The 13,915-nt window shown below is 59.2% G+C and carries 18 protein-coding genes; 3 read left to right on the top strand and 15 right to left on the bottom strand.

From position 1 onward, the window contains the following. Positions 1-23 precede the first annotated feature (23 nt). The 8 genes from I6E74_RS14195 to infC all read right to left on the bottom strand — a co-directional run bounded on the left by I6E74_RS14195 (position 24) and on the right by infC (position 5,569). Positions 24-968, bottom strand: coding sequence for an amino acid ABC transporter permease (locus I6E74_RS14195; protein WP_197126739.1), 945 nt, complete (start codon positions 966-968; stop codon positions 24-26). Beyond that, a complete protein-coding gene (locus tag I6E74_RS14190) occupies positions 965-1,633 on the bottom strand; it encodes an amino acid ABC transporter permease (protein ID WP_197126738.1) in 669 nt (222 codons plus the stop codon). Before I6E74_RS14190 ends, I6E74_RS14195 begins: the two co-directional genes overlap by 4 nt. A 77-nt stretch (positions 1,634-1,710) precedes the next feature. Then, the gene (locus I6E74_RS14185; RefSeq protein ID WP_197126737.1) at positions 1,711-2,583 is read right to left on the bottom strand and encodes a glutamate ABC transporter substrate-binding protein; all 873 of its coding nucleotides are present in this window, start codon (positions 2,581-2,583) and stop codon (positions 1,711-1,713) included. A 37-nt stretch (positions 2,584-2,620) separates the two neighbouring features. Then, positions 2,621-3,373 (bottom strand): amino acid ABC transporter ATP-binding protein, encoded by a 753-nt coding sequence (locus I6E74_RS14180; RefSeq protein ID WP_197126736.1) that lies wholly within the window; start codon positions 3,371-3,373, stop codon positions 2,621-2,623. A gap of 92 nt (positions 3,374-3,465) precedes the next feature. Beyond that, positions 3,466-4,269 carry an RNA methyltransferase gene (locus I6E74_RS14175; protein WP_197126735.1) on the bottom strand — a complete coding sequence of 268 codons (804 nt, stop codon included), beginning with the start codon at positions 4,267-4,269 and terminating at the stop codon, positions 3,466-3,468. Positions 4,270-4,374: 105 nt separating this feature from the next. Next, positions 4,375-4,761: a 50S ribosomal protein L20 gene (rplT, locus tag I6E74_RS14170; protein ID WP_009771944.1), complete on the bottom strand. Its 387-nt coding sequence runs from the start codon at positions 4,759-4,761 to the stop codon at positions 4,375-4,377. An 18-nt stretch (positions 4,762-4,779) separates the two neighbouring features. Then, positions 4,780-4,974 carry a 50S ribosomal protein L35 gene (gene rpmI, locus I6E74_RS14165; protein WP_197108656.1) on the bottom strand — a complete coding sequence of 65 codons (195 nt, stop codon included), beginning with the start codon at positions 4,972-4,974 and terminating at the stop codon, positions 4,780-4,782. Next, on the bottom strand, positions 4,967-5,569 hold the full coding sequence (gene infC, locus I6E74_RS14160; RefSeq protein WP_197126768.1) for a translation initiation factor IF-3: 603 nt from the start codon (positions 5,567-5,569) through the stop codon (positions 4,967-4,969). Before infC ends, rpmI begins: the two co-directional genes overlap by 8 nt. Positions 5,570-5,891: 322 nt before the next feature. Between infC and I6E74_RS14155 the strand changes: the two genes are divergently transcribed. Continuing rightward, complete coding sequence (locus tag I6E74_RS14155) at positions 5,892-6,242, top strand: DUF1844 domain-containing protein (protein WP_197126597.1); 351 nt, start codon at positions 5,892-5,894, stop codon at positions 6,240-6,242. 21 nt (positions 6,243-6,263) lie between these two features. On the opposite strand, the gene I6E74_RS14150 is transcribed toward I6E74_RS14155, so the two are convergent. The 6 genes from I6E74_RS14150 to I6E74_RS14125 all read right to left on the bottom strand — a co-directional run bounded on the left by I6E74_RS14150 (position 6,264) and on the right by I6E74_RS14125 (position 10,700). Further along, positions 6,264-7,052 carry an SseB family protein gene (locus I6E74_RS14150; protein ID WP_197126734.1) on the bottom strand — a complete coding sequence of 263 codons (789 nt, stop codon included), beginning with the start codon at positions 7,050-7,052 and terminating at the stop codon, positions 6,264-6,266. Between the two features lie 59 nt (positions 7,053-7,111). Further along, the gene (gene priA, locus I6E74_RS14145) at positions 7,112-7,861 is read right to left on the bottom strand and encodes a bifunctional 1-(5-phosphoribosyl)-5-((5-phosphoribosylamino)methylideneamino)imidazole-4-carboxamide isomerase/phosphoribosylanthranilate isomerase PriA (protein ID WP_197126733.1); all 750 of its coding nucleotides are present in this window, start codon (positions 7,859-7,861) and stop codon (positions 7,112-7,114) included. Between the two features lie 79 nt (positions 7,862-7,940). After that, the gene (gene hisH, locus I6E74_RS14140) at positions 7,941-8,618 is read right to left on the bottom strand and encodes an imidazole glycerol phosphate synthase subunit HisH (protein WP_197126732.1); all 678 of its coding nucleotides are present in this window, start codon (positions 8,616-8,618) and stop codon (positions 7,941-7,943) included. After that, entirely contained in the window at positions 8,575-9,180 is a 606-nt protein-coding gene (gene hisB, locus I6E74_RS14135) for an imidazoleglycerol-phosphate dehydratase HisB (protein ID WP_197126731.1), read from the bottom strand. The genes hisH and hisB overlap by 44 nt, the downstream gene beginning before the upstream one ends. Further along, positions 9,177-10,265, bottom strand: a complete 1,089-nt coding sequence (locus I6E74_RS14130) for a histidinol-phosphate transaminase (protein ID WP_197126730.1) — start codon at positions 10,263-10,265, stop codon at positions 9,177-9,179. The genes hisB and I6E74_RS14130 overlap by 4 nt, the downstream gene beginning before the upstream one ends. 72 nt (positions 10,266-10,337) lie before the next feature. Further along, positions 10,338-10,700, bottom strand: a complete 363-nt coding sequence (locus I6E74_RS14125; RefSeq protein WP_197108678.1) for a LysM peptidoglycan-binding domain-containing protein — start codon at positions 10,698-10,700, stop codon at positions 10,338-10,340. 233 nt (positions 10,701-10,933) lie between these two features. Here I6E74_RS14125 and lexA point away from each other — a divergent pair, with 233 nt between their 5' ends. After that, complete coding sequence (gene lexA, locus I6E74_RS14120; RefSeq protein WP_197126729.1) at positions 10,934-11,623, top strand: transcriptional repressor LexA; 690 nt, start codon at positions 10,934-10,936, stop codon at positions 11,621-11,623. 34 nt (positions 11,624-11,657) lie between these two features. Here the strand turns inward: lexA and hflX are convergent, their stop codons facing one another. After that, entirely contained in the window at positions 11,658-13,217 is a 1,560-nt protein-coding gene (gene hflX, locus I6E74_RS14115) for a GTPase HflX (RefSeq protein ID WP_197126728.1), read from the bottom strand. 41 nt (positions 13,218-13,258) lie between these two features. Here hflX and I6E74_RS14110 point away from each other — a divergent pair, with 41 nt between their 5' ends. Then, positions 13,259-13,894, top strand: a complete 636-nt coding sequence (locus tag I6E74_RS14110) for a class I SAM-dependent methyltransferase (protein ID WP_197126727.1) — start codon at positions 13,259-13,261, stop codon at positions 13,892-13,894. Positions 13,895-13,915 lie beyond the last annotated feature (21 nt).

Raw genomic sequence — 13,915 nt, 5'->3', positions numbered from 1 at the left:
GGCGGGCCGCCCTCATTGCAGAGCTAGTACCCGCCGCCGCCAGTGCTGCCATTGTCGACGCCGTAGCTGGCGTGACCGCGCGGCGGCATCGTGATGGCACGAGTGCCATCTACGCCAGGTTGCTTGGGTGTGTTCGGAGTGGTCGCGCCATCCTTCGGACCGCTCTTCTTCGCGATATAGCGGGCGATGTACGAGAGGCTCACGTTCATGACGAGGTAAATGACCAGACCGATGGCAAACAGCGTGAAGACGTAGCGGCTGCCGTAAAAGTTCTGCAGCTCCTTGATCGTGCGCGAGAGCTCGGGGTACGCCACGACGTACGCCAGCGACGTGTCTTTCAACAGCACGACAAGCTGCGCCAAAATGATCGGCAACATCTGGCGGAAGGCCTGCGGGAACTCCACGATAAAGCGGGTCTGCAGCGAGGTGAGGCCGATCGACAGCCCACCTTCACGCTGTCCCTTGGGCAAAGAACTGATGCCGGCACGGAGAGCTTCGCCGATGATCGCACCATTGTAGATTCCGAGACCAAGCACACCGGCCCAGTAGCCACCGGTAGAGAACATCAAGAAAACGAAGAAAATAAGCAACAGCAACGGCATCCCGCGGAAAATCTCAAGCAAGATCGACGTAGGAATGCGGATCCATTTAGAGGCAGCAGTGCGCCCGAAAGAAAACAGAATTCCGACGATGATCGCCAGCACTGCCGCGACTCCCGCCATCCGCAAAGTGTTTACAACGCCTCGCCCGAACGCGCCCCAGACTTCAGGGTCAGCCAGAATGTCGGTTCTCGACGGGTCAAAAAGTCCCGGCTGCTCAGCGCCGTTAGCGCTCACACGCGGCGCAGCCAAGATGAAGTACGCCCAGACGATAAGCGCGATGATGAGCATCGCACCGACCACGGAGGCGATGGCGGAATTGCGCCGAGTCTTCGGACCCGGGGCGTCGTACAGCACGCTCGCACTCATCGCAGCACCATAACCTTCTTCTCGATCGCTCCGGCTATGAGCCCAAGCGGAATAGTAATGGCCAGATAAAGCGCTGCCGCGTACACCAGGGTGAGCAACACGAGGTCGCCGTGGTCGCGGGACGCAGCGCCGGTCGCCTTGAATAGTTCGTTCACAAAGAAAGCCCCGGCAACCGAAGTGTTCTTGGTCAAAGCAATGAAGACGTTGATAAGTGGCGGAACGACCATGCGGCTTGCCTGAGGAAGAATTACGAGGCCAACCGTCTGGGTGAATCCCATGCCAATACTACGAGCGGCTTCGGCTTGGCCGACGGGAACACCATTGAACCCTGAACGCACCGCTTCAGCGACGAAAGGTGAGGTGTACAGAGTCAAGCCAAGAGCGGCTAGGAGGAAGTAGTCAAGGTCGACACCAAGGATGGGGAGCACAAAGGCGCAAAAGAAAAGCACCAGAAGGAGCGGAATGTTACGAAGGATCTCCGTGTACACCGTTGCAAAAACACGCAAGGAAGGAACCGGCGAAATGCGCATCGCCGCAATGAGTACCCCGAGAATAAACGCCCCAACACCAGCAATGCCCAACAGGGCCAGTGTCAAAAGAAAGCCCTGCATGTAGAGCGGCGTTATGTCGACAAGGGCGTCGATCGCGTTAGAGATGACGTCCATCCGGGCCTCCTGGAAAGTAAGTGAATAGGGCGTGAATGGTGCCCGCCTGCGTTAGTCGCAGGCGGGCACCGAGCACACTAGTTGCTGTAGCGGTCTACAGCAGGAGGGGTCGGAAGCTTCAGGACCTGGCCTGCAGTCGATTCCCAAGCCGCATCCCATGAACCATCGGAGTACGAGGTCTCGAGAACGTCATTGATGAAGTCGCGGAACTCGTCGTCATCATGACCGAGACCGATACCGTAAGGCTCCTCAGTGAACGGGTTGCTCAGAACTTCGAACTCACCCGGGTTCTGGTCGGCAAGGCCGGCCAAGATCACGTTGTCAGTGGTGACAGCGATCACGTTACCGCTGCGAAGCGGCTCGAGGCATGCTGAGTAAGCGTCAGTAGTGATGAGGTTGACGTCGTACTCAGCGATGTTCTTCTCTGAAGTGGAACCGGCAACGCTGCAGACGTCCTTGCCTGCGAGGTCCTCGGGGCCAGTGATGCCCTCGGGGTTGCCTTCAAGAACGAGAATGTCCTGGCCTGCGTTGTAGTAAGGACCAGCGAAGGAAATAACTTCCTTGCGAGTGTCGTTGATCGTGTACGTCGCGATCACGATGTCTACGGTGCCATTCTCGATGAACGTTTCACGGTTGGCAGAAACCGTTTCTACCCACTCGATGTTGTCTTCGCTAATGCCGAGCGAAGCGGCAACGAGCTTACCAATCTCGACGTCAAATCCGACGGGGTCGCCTGACGGACCCTTGAGGCCGAACAGCGGCTGGTCGAACTTGGTGCCGATGGTGATCGTGCCTGCCTCAGCGAGGTCAGCCATCGTGGTGCCTGCTTCAAACTCGGGAACGACCATGTCGGTGTCGGTAGTAGACGAAGTGTCTGCTGCACACGCGCTGAGGCCAAGAAGGCCTACGGCGGCGATGGCAGAAATCATCAGACCTTTTTTGAGTCTCATGTGTTTCTCCTTGCTGCTGTGGGGATTACCCGCTGAGTTAGTGGGTAAGAATTTTCGAGAGGAAGTCTTGCGCTCTCGGAGATTGAGGGTTGGTGAAGAATTGCTCGGGCTCGGCCTCTTCAACGATTTCGCCGTCCGCCATGAAGATCACGCGGTCGGCAGCCTTGCGGGCGAAGCCCATCTCGTGGGTGACCACGAGCATGGTCATTCCGTCTTTGGCGAGCTGCACCATGACATCGAGAACTTCATTGATCATCTCAGGGTCGAGAGCCGATGTGGGCTCGTCGAGAAGGATGATCTTGGGATCCATCGCGAGCGATCGAGCGATCGCTACACGCTGCTGCTGGCCACCGGAAAGCTGAGCCGGCATCTTGGATGCCTGGTTGCCGATACCAACGCGATCGAGAAGCTCCATCGCCTTCTTGTCGGCCTCCGCCTTGGACATCTTGCGCACGCGGCGCGGGCCAAGAGTGACGTTCTCAAGAATCGTCTTGTGAGCGAAGAGGTTGAAAGACTGGAACACCATGCCGACGTCTGCGCGCAACTTGGCCAGACCAGCGCCTTCTTCGGGCAGCAACTTGCCATCAATCGTGATGGTGCCATCGTCGATCGTCTCAAGGCGATTGATCGCACGGCAGAGCGTGGACTTTCCCGAACCACTCGGCCCGATAACGACAACTACCTCGCCACGTTTAATCGTGGTGGAGATGTCTTTGAGCACGTGAAGCTCACCGTAATGTTTGTTGACGTGGTCGATAACGACCAGAGGTTCACCGCTCTGCGCTGCCATTCACCAAGATAAACACACGCCTGCAACGGGGGTCAATCAACGCGCCTAGTTGTAACACGGTCGTGACACTAAATCACGAGTACCGGTTACGATCAGTTGCTGCGCTGCGCGAAAGCACTCTCATACAGGCAGACGGATGCCGCAGTGGCGAGGTTCATCGACTCAGCATGGCCATAAATCGGCACCGAAATCACCCAGTCGGCCAAGGCATAATGCTCGTCCGTCAGGCCACGAGCTTCATTGCCAAACAGCCACGCCGAGGGCTTATCGAGAACGCCCTCATTGCGAGCCGCCAACAAATCGCCACCCTTGATATCGGCGGCAAGAACACGCATGTCCTCCCCCTTGACGCGCTCCAGCACCGCTTCGAGCTCGGCACCGACAGCAACAGGAAGGTGGAACAGAGATCCCGTCGTGGCGCGCACAACCTTGGGGTTGTAAAGGTCAACACTGCGACCCGTAAGAATCACGCCGTCGGCACCAGCGGCATCCGCTGCACGAATGATCGTGCCGGCGTTGCCAGGATCACGAACCTCTTCAAGAATTGCGATCAGTTTCGGCCCGCCAGAAAGAAGGTCTTTAACCGACGTCGGGAACTGGCGGCAGACAGCCAGAATGCCCTGAGGAGTGACAGTGTCAGCCATCGTCTCGAGCACCTGCTCAGAAACGAATTCAATTTCGATTTCCGCAGCTTCGGCGGCACGAGCGAGATCGCTGTGGCGCTCGAGAGCGGTAGGAGTGGCGTAGAGCTCAACCAAGAGATCCGGGCGAAACTCAAGAGCTTCAGCTACGGATTGGGGGCCTTCCAAGAGAAAAAGCCCGGTCTCAGACCGGGCACTCTTCTTTGCAAGTTTGGCCACTGCTCGTACACGTGGCGAGCGCGGGTTATCAATCACGCCACTAACCCTAAGCTCGCGCCCTGCACATACGAGAATCGGCACGCTGTAGGGACCAAATTGGTCGCCACAGCGTGCCGATTGCACGAATAGTTGTGCGGCTAGTTACGCAGCCGAACGGGGTGCCGACGTGTCAGCAGGAAGTGCAGCCTTAGCGGTTGCAACCAGCGACGCGAACGTGGCGGGCTCGGTGACCGCGAGGTCAGCGAGGATACGACGGTCAACCTGCACACCAGCAAGGTTCAGACCCTGGATGAGACGGTTGTAGGTGAGGCCGTTCGCACGCGACGCAGCGTTGATGCGCTGAATCCACAGACGACGGAATTCACCCTTGCGGGCGCGACGGTCGCGGTATGCGTAGACGAGGGAGTGAGTGACCTGCTCCTTGGCCTTGCGGTAGAGACGCGAACGCTGGCCGCGGTAACCCTTGGCGCGTTCGAGGATTACCCGACGCTTCTTGTGAGCGTTAACCGCCCTTTTTACTCTTGCCATGATGTATTCCTAAACCCTTTACTTACCGAGAAGCTTCTTGATTGTCTTGGCGTCCTGCGGCGCAATGACCTGATCCTGGTTGAGTGCGCGCTTACGCTTGCTGCTCTTAACCTCGAGGTTGTGTCGCATACCCGCCTGCTGCTTCATGACCTTGCCGCTACCGGTGACCTTGAAACGCTTCTTGGTGCCTGAGTGCGTCTTCTGCTTAGGCATCTTTCTCCTCTTTCTCTGGAACTTCTGCCTCACGAGGCTTCTTGTTAGCTGCCTTGCGGGCCTCGGCTTCAGCCTTAGCTGTTGCCTTGGTCTTGTGTGGGCCAATAATCATGACCATGTTGCGACCGTCAATAGTCGGTGTCGATTCAATAGAACCGAACTCGGAGACATCTTCGGCAAACTTCTGAAGCAAACGCACACCCTGATCGGGGCGAGACTGCTCACGGCCACGGAACAAGATCATCGCTTTGACCTTGTCGCCGCCAGCGAGGAATCCCTCGGCGCGCTTGCGCTTGGTTTCGTAGTCGTGCTTGTCAATCTTGAGACGGAAACGAACCTCTTTGAGAATCGTGTTCGTCTGGTTGCGACGAGCTTCTTTCGCCTTCTGCGCCTCTTCGTACTTGAACTTGCCGTAATCCATAATCTTGGCAACGGGAGGCTTAGAGCTGGGAGCTACCTCGACCAAATCAAGATCTGCCTCTTGGGCGAGCTTGAGGGCGACGTCAATAGAGACGACACCGACTTGTTCGCCACCGGGTCCGACAAGACGGACCTCAGGGACTCGGATTCGGTCGTTGGTACGGGGATCGCTGATGCGTGTTCTCCTTACATTTCGTGATGCGCAGCCAAACGGTAGTCGTCTGGTAAACGCAGTTCGGCGGATGCCGTGGCACGAAAGAGGATCAAACGCAGCGAATGCTGCATCACCCTTTAAAGCTGCGCAGTCCACATCCGGAACAATGCGCTGATTCAAACACGAATCATGCGTACTGCAACGCCAGCGAACTGTGCGGGGTGTAACTACCCGGTAACCTTATATGCGGTTGACAGGTGGGAGAATCTCCACTTTCGTAACCGGGGCGAGCCCCGGGCCTGCATAAGAATAGCAGAGCGAACCCCAATAAGCGAAGGACATCATGAGCGAGCCCACCCCAGACGAGACAAATGAAGCACGAGACATCTCAGAAGTGCCCGCAGTCGAGGTAATCAACACCGTCGCCGTACACATGCTCAGCGCTGCTGCGGTGAAACTCGGCCTTTCTGATGGCCCGGATGCGGAGTCAGAGAAGGACCTCGACGAAGCCCGCAAACTGATTACCGCTCTTGCCGGCCTCGTGACCGCCGCCGCCCCCGAGATCGGTGACCACCATGCGCGCCCGCTGCGTGACGGACTCCGCTCGGTTCAGCTCGCGTTCCGCGAAGAGTCGCGGTTCCCCGATGCCCCCGGCAAGGGCCCAGGCGAAAAGTACACCGGCCCCGTCAACTAAGGCGGCGCCCGCTAGTTGCTGTCAGCTAGTGGGCACGTCAGCGGCTGGTGCGCGAATGACTTGGACTGCGAGCGAATCGACCGACTGAGCGATGAGTTCAGAGGCACTCCAGCGTTCGCGCATCCGCTCCATGACCGCATCTAAGGTCTCGCGGTCAAGCCCCTCGCGCATCGCGATCTGAACGACCAACTCGGGGCCATGCAGCCGTGCCCCGGGGTCGCCGGCCAATAGCTGGATATCAGCGACGCATTCTTCGCTCTCAGCGGATGCTGCGAACTCGTCCCGCACATCGGCACGCAAGAAGCTCGGCGTCCACGGAGCAGACTGCGCGATCGCCCACACTGCCGGGCGACGAAGGATGAACTCGCTGTCGCTGAGCGGATCGATGATCACGAGGTCAGTGTTTTCGCTGGCGGCCGCAAGCGCCACACGGGTGCCTGCCGCTGGCACTGGCCGAGCATCCGGATTCCACGCCTTCATCGCCTCGACAGAACTGAATACGGGCAACACGGCACGGCCATCTGGCCCCGTAACCGTGACGATTGAGAGCTCTTGCGTCTTGTCGACAGTGAGCCCCTCGGCGGTGGTGCCGGTCTCCCCTGCCTTGGCAAGCAGCGGGATCAGAAGGCGGGACTCGCGAACCTGATCGACAACCTCAGCTTCGGTGGCATCGCCAGCATGAAAGCGGGTGATAGTGGCCATGAGCGCTTGAGGAGCGCTGCCATCGTCATCCGGTGCTGCGTTGGGCTCAAAGGAACGCCCCTCCCACGGTACGCCTGCGGAATCCGTTGCGTTCACTTCTGCGCCCATGTCAGCTCCTGTGTCAGTGCTAGGTCAGTTCCGGTTTCCGCGCCCGCGAAGTGATTCGCCTAGTGCGAGGAGACGTCGAGCGCTTCAGCCAGCGTGAACGCCTTCGCATAGAGAGCCTTGCCCACAATGGCGCCCTCAAGACCCTGCGGAACAAGTTCGCGCAGCTCAATAAGGTCGTCCAAGCTCGAGATTCCGCCAGAGGCAATTACCGGGCGGTGTGTGCGCTCCATGACCTGGCGAAGCAGCTCAATGTTCGGGCCCTGCAGCGTGCCATCCTTAGTGACGTCAGTAACGACGTAGCGGCAGCATCCGGCAGATTCAAGACGGTCGAGAACCGTCCAAATGTCGCCACCCTCTTGCGTCCAGCCGCGAGCAGCCAGCGTCGTGCCGCGAACATCAAGACCAACAGCAATGGCCTCGCCATATTCGGCGATAACGTGAGCAGCCCACTCGGGGTTTTCCAACGCGGCAGTGCCGAGGTTGATGCGCTTCGCGCCAGTCGCAAGAGCAGATTCCAGCGACTCGTCGTCGCGGATACCACCCGAAAGTTCGATGTTGACGCGCCTCGGCGTCGACTTGATGACCTTCTTGATCATCGCGTGGTTGTCGCCACGACCGAATGCAGCATCGAGGTCAACGAGGTGAATCCACTCGGCGCCCTGGTCGGCCCAGTCGTGAGCTGCAGCGCACGGATCGCCGTAACTCTTCTCGGTTCCAGCCTCGCCTTGCGTGAGACGCACTGCCTTGCCGTCGGCTACATCCACTGCCGGCAGCAGGGTTAGACCGGGGGTTTTGTTGAACTCGCTCATAGATACGCTCTCTAAAGACCTGACCGCGGAACGCCGCGCACAAGCATCCGATACTAGTGCACGTAGAACCTCAGCAAAATCAGAAGGTCTTCAACCAGTTACTTAGTAGTCGGATTCCAGCTTCGCCCGACTTCTCGGGGTGAAATTGAGTGGCAGTCAATGGCCCGTTTTCGACCGCGGCTAAGAATCGGCCGCCGTGGTCTGCCCACGTGAGCTTCGGCTGAGGAAAAGGCGGCTGAACATCAAGCGTCCACTGTTGTGCAGCGTAGGAGTGCACGAAATAGAAACGTTCGTCTCGCACCGAATCAAACAGCGTCGTGTCGTCAGGAGTCTCGACAGTATTCCACCCCATGTGAGGCAAAACCGGGGCGGGTAACTTTTCTACAACACCAGGCCACTCGTTGAGGCCTTCGGTCTGAATACCGTGTTCGTCGCCCGAGGCGAAGAGCACCTGCATGCCCACACAGATGCCCATGACTGGGCGACTTCCGGTGAGGCGCTTCTCGATGATTGCGCCCCCGCGAACTGATTCGAGCGCCGACATCACAGCAGCGAAAGCACCGACGCCGGGCACGAGGAGCCCGTCAGCCGCCTCAGCGACCGAACGATCCGCACTCAGGCGAACGTTCGCGCCAGCAGCCTCGAGAGCCTTCGCTGCCGAGTGAATGTTGCCGGAGCCGTAGTCGAGGATGACAACCGAAGGAGCAGCCACTCTAGAGCGCACCCTTCGTAGAGGGGATTCCCGTGACGCGAGCATCCGGCTCAACCGCAGCACGCATCGCGCGAGCGAAGGCCTTGAACTCTGCCTCAGCAATGTGGTGCGGGTCGCGACCACCCAGAACGGTCACGTGAACGGTGATACCCGCGTTGTAACTTATTGCCTCAAAGACGTGACGCACCATCGAGCCGGTGAAGTGACCACCGATAAGGTGCATCTCGAACCCCGCGGGCTCGCCCGTGTGGACGAGATAAGGACGACCGGAGACGTCAACAACAGCACGCACGAGCGCCTCATCAAGCGGAACAAGCGCGTCACCGTAGCGCGAGATGCCTGCCTTGGTGCCGAGCGCTTGCCTGATGGCCATCCCGAGCGCAATGCCAATGTCTTCGACCGTGTGGTGCACATCAATGTGCGTATCTCCGCTGGCCTTGACGGTGAGATCGATGAGCGAGTGCTTCGAGAACGCCGTAAGCATGTGGTCGTAGAAGGGCACGCTCGTGTCAATAGATGAGGTGCCGGTGCCGTCGAGATTGATCGAAAGTTCGATGCTCGACTCGCTAGTTTCGCGCGTAATTGTCGCGGTGCGCTGTGAGGTCATTGTTCAACTCTACCGAGCGTCTGGAGGTCGGCCATCGCATCCAAGAACGCAGTGGTTTCCTCTTCGGTGCCAGCAGTGACTCGCAAGTGGTGCGGGATGCCGACGTCGCGGATCAGGATGTCCTGAATGAGGAGCTTGTGGAACAGTTCTTGAGGGTCAGCGACGTTGCCGAACAAGACGAAATTGGACTCACTGGGTACGGGGGTGAATCCCAATGCTTCAAGTCCAGCGCTCATGCGATCACGCTGCGCCTTGATCTCGTCGACCATGGCAAGCATTTGCGGCGCGTGGGCCAGTGCCGCTACGGCCGCCGCCTGCGTGAGCGCCGATAGGTGGTACGGGAGTCGCACCAAACGCAAGGCGTCCGCGATCGCCGGATCCGCGGCGAGGTAACCGACTCGCGCGCCGGCGAAGGCGAAGGCCTTACTCATCGTGCGGGACACGAGAAGTCTCGGGCGACCCTCAAGGAGCGACAGAGCCGATTCGCGATCAGAGAACTCGGCATACGCTTCGTCGACGAGCACGATGCCGTCGGTAGCGTCGTAGGCGGCCACGATCGTGTCGTTGCTGACGGGGGTGCCGGTGGGATTGTTAGGGGAACAGAGAAAAACAACATCGGGCGTGTGCTCAGCGATTGCGGCAACGACGCTCTCTGGCGTGATGTCGTAGGCAGGATCGCGCGGTGCCGTGACCCACTCGGTGCCGGTGCCTGAGGCGATGATGGAGTGCATCGAGTAGGTGGGCGGGAAGCCAAGCACGCGGCGCCCTGGCCCGCCGAACGCCTGCAGCGTCTGCTGAAGCACTTCGTTGGAACCATTGGCCGCCCAGATGTTGTCGGCAGTAAGGCCGTGACCGAGGTAGGCCGCAAGTGATTCACGGAGTTCAGTGAATTCGCGGTCGGGGTAGCGGTTGGCATTCATAACAGCGCCGGCGAGAGCCATGACAATGTCAGTGGCAACCGCCTCCGGAATCGGATGCGTGTTCTCGTTGACATTCAGCTGGATGCGAACCGGATCGGTTGGTGCACCGTAGGGCGTAAGGCCCCTGAGGTCATCACGAATAGGGAGATCTGATAGCGAAGTCACTCCACCAATCGTAGAGGAACTGGCTGTGACCGGATGCCGGGGCCAGTGACGACGCCGGCGGAGCGGGGCAGGCTAGTTGGAAAAGCTGGCGGGGATCGCGAGCTCTTGACCCGCGAAGATGTCTGCTGACGACATCTGGTTCACTTCGATCAACTGGGCAACAACCTCGCGCGGGTCATGACCCGGGGCGTGCTGCTCGGCAATGTTCCACAGGGACTGCCCCGCCGCCACATCGACATAGACGAAGGCGTTCTCGTTGGACTCAAGAGTCGCAGCAGCGCCGCCGCTGTTGAGCGAGATGAGAAGGGCCGCGATAACCAACGGCGTGGCCGCGAGAGTCATAAGGACGACGCGACCACGCGTGGTGAGGCGAAGACGCGGTGCGGACTGCCGTGCACGGACAGCCGCGTTAGGTGCAATCACAGCAGTAGACATCATTCGCTCCTCATGGGGTGGTATCGCATCCGGTTCTCGGCCGGGAGAACCGGATGCGAAGTTGTGTTCCGAACATACATTCGAATAGTTCGAATATCAAGTACATATTCGAAGAAGCCACTGACATTTGCTCCCGACACTCGAACAAATGTTTGTTTTTGACCCCTTCTGCGGATACAGTTTCGAATGAGCCACTGACATTGGAATCGTGAGTGGCAGAAATAGAGGAATCCGTGACTGACGCAACAGCACCCCGAGACGACGCTTCTGAGCGCGGAACACGGCGGCGCACCAGCCTGAGTGCGAAGCAGCAGGCAATCCTGGAAATGATTCAGCGAGCAGTCTCCACCCAGGGGTACCCGCCGAGCATGCGCGAGATCGGCGATGCCGTCGGCCTCTCCTCACTGTCAAGCGTTACCCACCAGCTCAACCAGCTCGAGCTCAGTGGCTACCTGCGCCGCGACCCCAATCGCCCGCGCGCCATCGAAGTTCTTATCGACCTGCCCAACGCCGTCGACGAATCCAGCACGATCAGCCCGTCAATGGGCGACGCAGCAATGGTGCCGCTTGTCGGTCGCATCGCCGCCGGAATCCCGATCACCGCCGAGCAGCATGTTGAAGAAGTGTTCCCGCTCCCCCGTCAACTCGTGGGCAAGGGTGAACTCTTCATGCTGAAGGTCGTGGGAGATTCCATGATCGATGCCGCCATCTGTGACGGCGACTGGGTCGTCGTGCGTCAACAGCAGACGGCTGAGAACGGCGATATCGTCGCCGCCATGCTCGACGAAGAAGCAACAGTGAAGGTCTTTCGTCAACGAGATGGCCACACGTGGCTATTGCCGCGTAACTCAAACTTCGAGCCGATCCTGGGTGACTACGCCCAAGTGCTCGGCAAAGTAGTAACGGTGTTGCGCGCGCTCTAGAGCGCGCACAACACCGTCGCTGCAGCTAAATCTTCTAGGCCTGCTGCGAAACGAACTCTTCAATCTCGGGAACTCGCGCCGGGTGAACTAACGCGGTAACCAACGTGCCCTCTTCGCGGTAATCGGTAGAGATCACTCGGCCCTGCACGTGGAGGCGTGAAATGACCTCGCCGCGGTCGTACGGCACGAGCAGAGTCACCTCAATCTCAGGAGAAGGCAAGAGTTCTGCGATGCGCGCATTGAGCTCGTCAATGCCCTCACCGGAGCGCGCCGAGACAAAAATGCCCGTCGGCTCCAGACCACGAATTAGTAGACGCTGATCGTCATCCGCAAGATCGCTCTTGTTGAAGACAACGATCTCGGGAATGTCACGCGCACCGAGTTCGCCAATAACATCGCGCACCGTGGCGAGCTGAGCTCCAGGGTCAGGATGCGACGCGTCGACAACGTGCACAATGACATCGGACTGACCGATCTCTTCGAGCGTCGAACGGAAAGCTTCCACCAGCTGATGAGGCAGGTTACGCACGAAACCCACCGTGTCACTCAACGTGTACAGCCGACCATCGGCAGTTGCCGACTTACGCACGGTAGCGTCGAGGGTCGCGAACAGGGCGTTCTCCACGAGCACACCAGCGCGCGTCAGGCGGTTCAACAGGCTTGACTTGCCCGCGTTCGTATAGCCCGCGATAGCAACACTCGGAACCTCAAAGCGATCACGGTTTGCCCGCTTCGCTTCACGCGCCGGCGCAAAGCCCTTGATCTGCTTACGCAGGCGCGCCATCCGTGTATGGATACGGCGACGATCGAGCTCAATCTTGGTCTCACCGGGGCCACGGCTACCCATACCGGCACCCGCACCGCCCACCTGGCCACCGGCCTGGCGGGACATCGATTCACCCCAACCACGCAGACGGGGAAGCAAGTACTCCATTTGAGCGAGCTCAACCTGGGCCTTGCCCTCGCGGCTCGTCGCGTGCTGGCTGAAGATATCCAGAATCACCGCAGTGCGGTCGATGACCTTGACTCCCACAACGTCTTCAAGAGCGCGTCGCTGGCTTGGGGCAAGTTCGGTATCGGCAATCACGGTATCGGCACCAGTTGCCGCCACCACATCCTTCAGCTCACGTGCCTTGCCCTTGCCCAGGTACGTGCTCGGGTCGGGGTGGCTACGGCGCTGCAGGAGGCCGTCAAGCACGACGGCGCCCGCAGTCTCGGCTAGCGCAGAAAGCTCTCGAAGCGAGTTCTCGGCCTCGCGCAGGTTTCCCTGCCCGTAGATACCGATGAGCACCACGTTCTCGATGCGCAGCTGGCGGTACTCGACCTCCGTGACGTCATCAAGTTCGGTCGATAGACCTGCCACGCGCTTCAGGGCGTGGCGATCCTCGCGATCGAACTGATCACCATCGCGATCGGACTCATAGTGAGCATCCGGTTGCAGCGCCTGAGCGCCAGATTTGCCTGCTCCCTCGGAACCGAAGCGCGTCACTGCCGCATGGTCGGAGCTTTCTGCGGCCAGAACACGGTCGACGGAACGCTCGGCGTCGTCGCCATCATTGGCCTCGATACTGGTTTCTGTCGTGTTTCGCGTCATTGGGTTAACCCTACTTCTCTAGTTTTCGGTAAGTTCTGTGCATGGCTAACGAGCATTACTTCTCGTCATCACCCGAGAGTGATCTCAAATTGCGGACGATTCACGCGACCATTGCTGGTCTCGAACGCGAACTTGTCACGTCAAATGGGATCTTCAGTCCGGAACGGATCGACGCTGGAACCAAGGTTCTACTGGCGAACGTGCCCGCTCCTCCCCCGGGAGGAAACCTGCTTGACCTCGGTTGCGGCTGGGGACCGATGGCGCTCACCCTTGCCCTCGAGTCACCTCATGCAACGGTGTGGGCGGTGGACGTCAACGAGCGCGCACTGGATCTTGTGCGCGCAAACGCCGAAAAATTGTCCATACCCAACATTAACGCGGTTTTGCCCGCAGATGTTCCCGAAGACATAACGTTTATGTCTATTTGGTCGAACCCGCCCATCCGCGTCGGCAAGAACGAGCTGCACAACATTCTCCAGACTTGGCTACCCCGTCTCGAAGAAGACGCCGACGCCTGGCTGGTTGTACAAAAGAACCTCGGATCGGATTCCCTCCACCGCTGGATGGAAGCAACCTTCCCCGACGACTTCAGTTTCACTCGCGCCGCAACTAACAAGGGCTACCGGCTACTGCGGGCGAGACACCACGCTACAACGCTCGACGACGCTGACGCCTAGGCGGCAGCGAAGGGCCGTCAA

The sequence above is a fragment of the Salinibacterium sp. SWN139 genome (assembly GCF_015864625.1).
Lineage (GTDB): Bacteria > Actinomycetota > Actinomycetes > Actinomycetales > Microbacteriaceae > Rhodoglobus.
The sequence above is the reverse complement of the archived record's forward strand: the minus strand, read 5'-3'. Positions and strand labels throughout refer to the sequence as shown.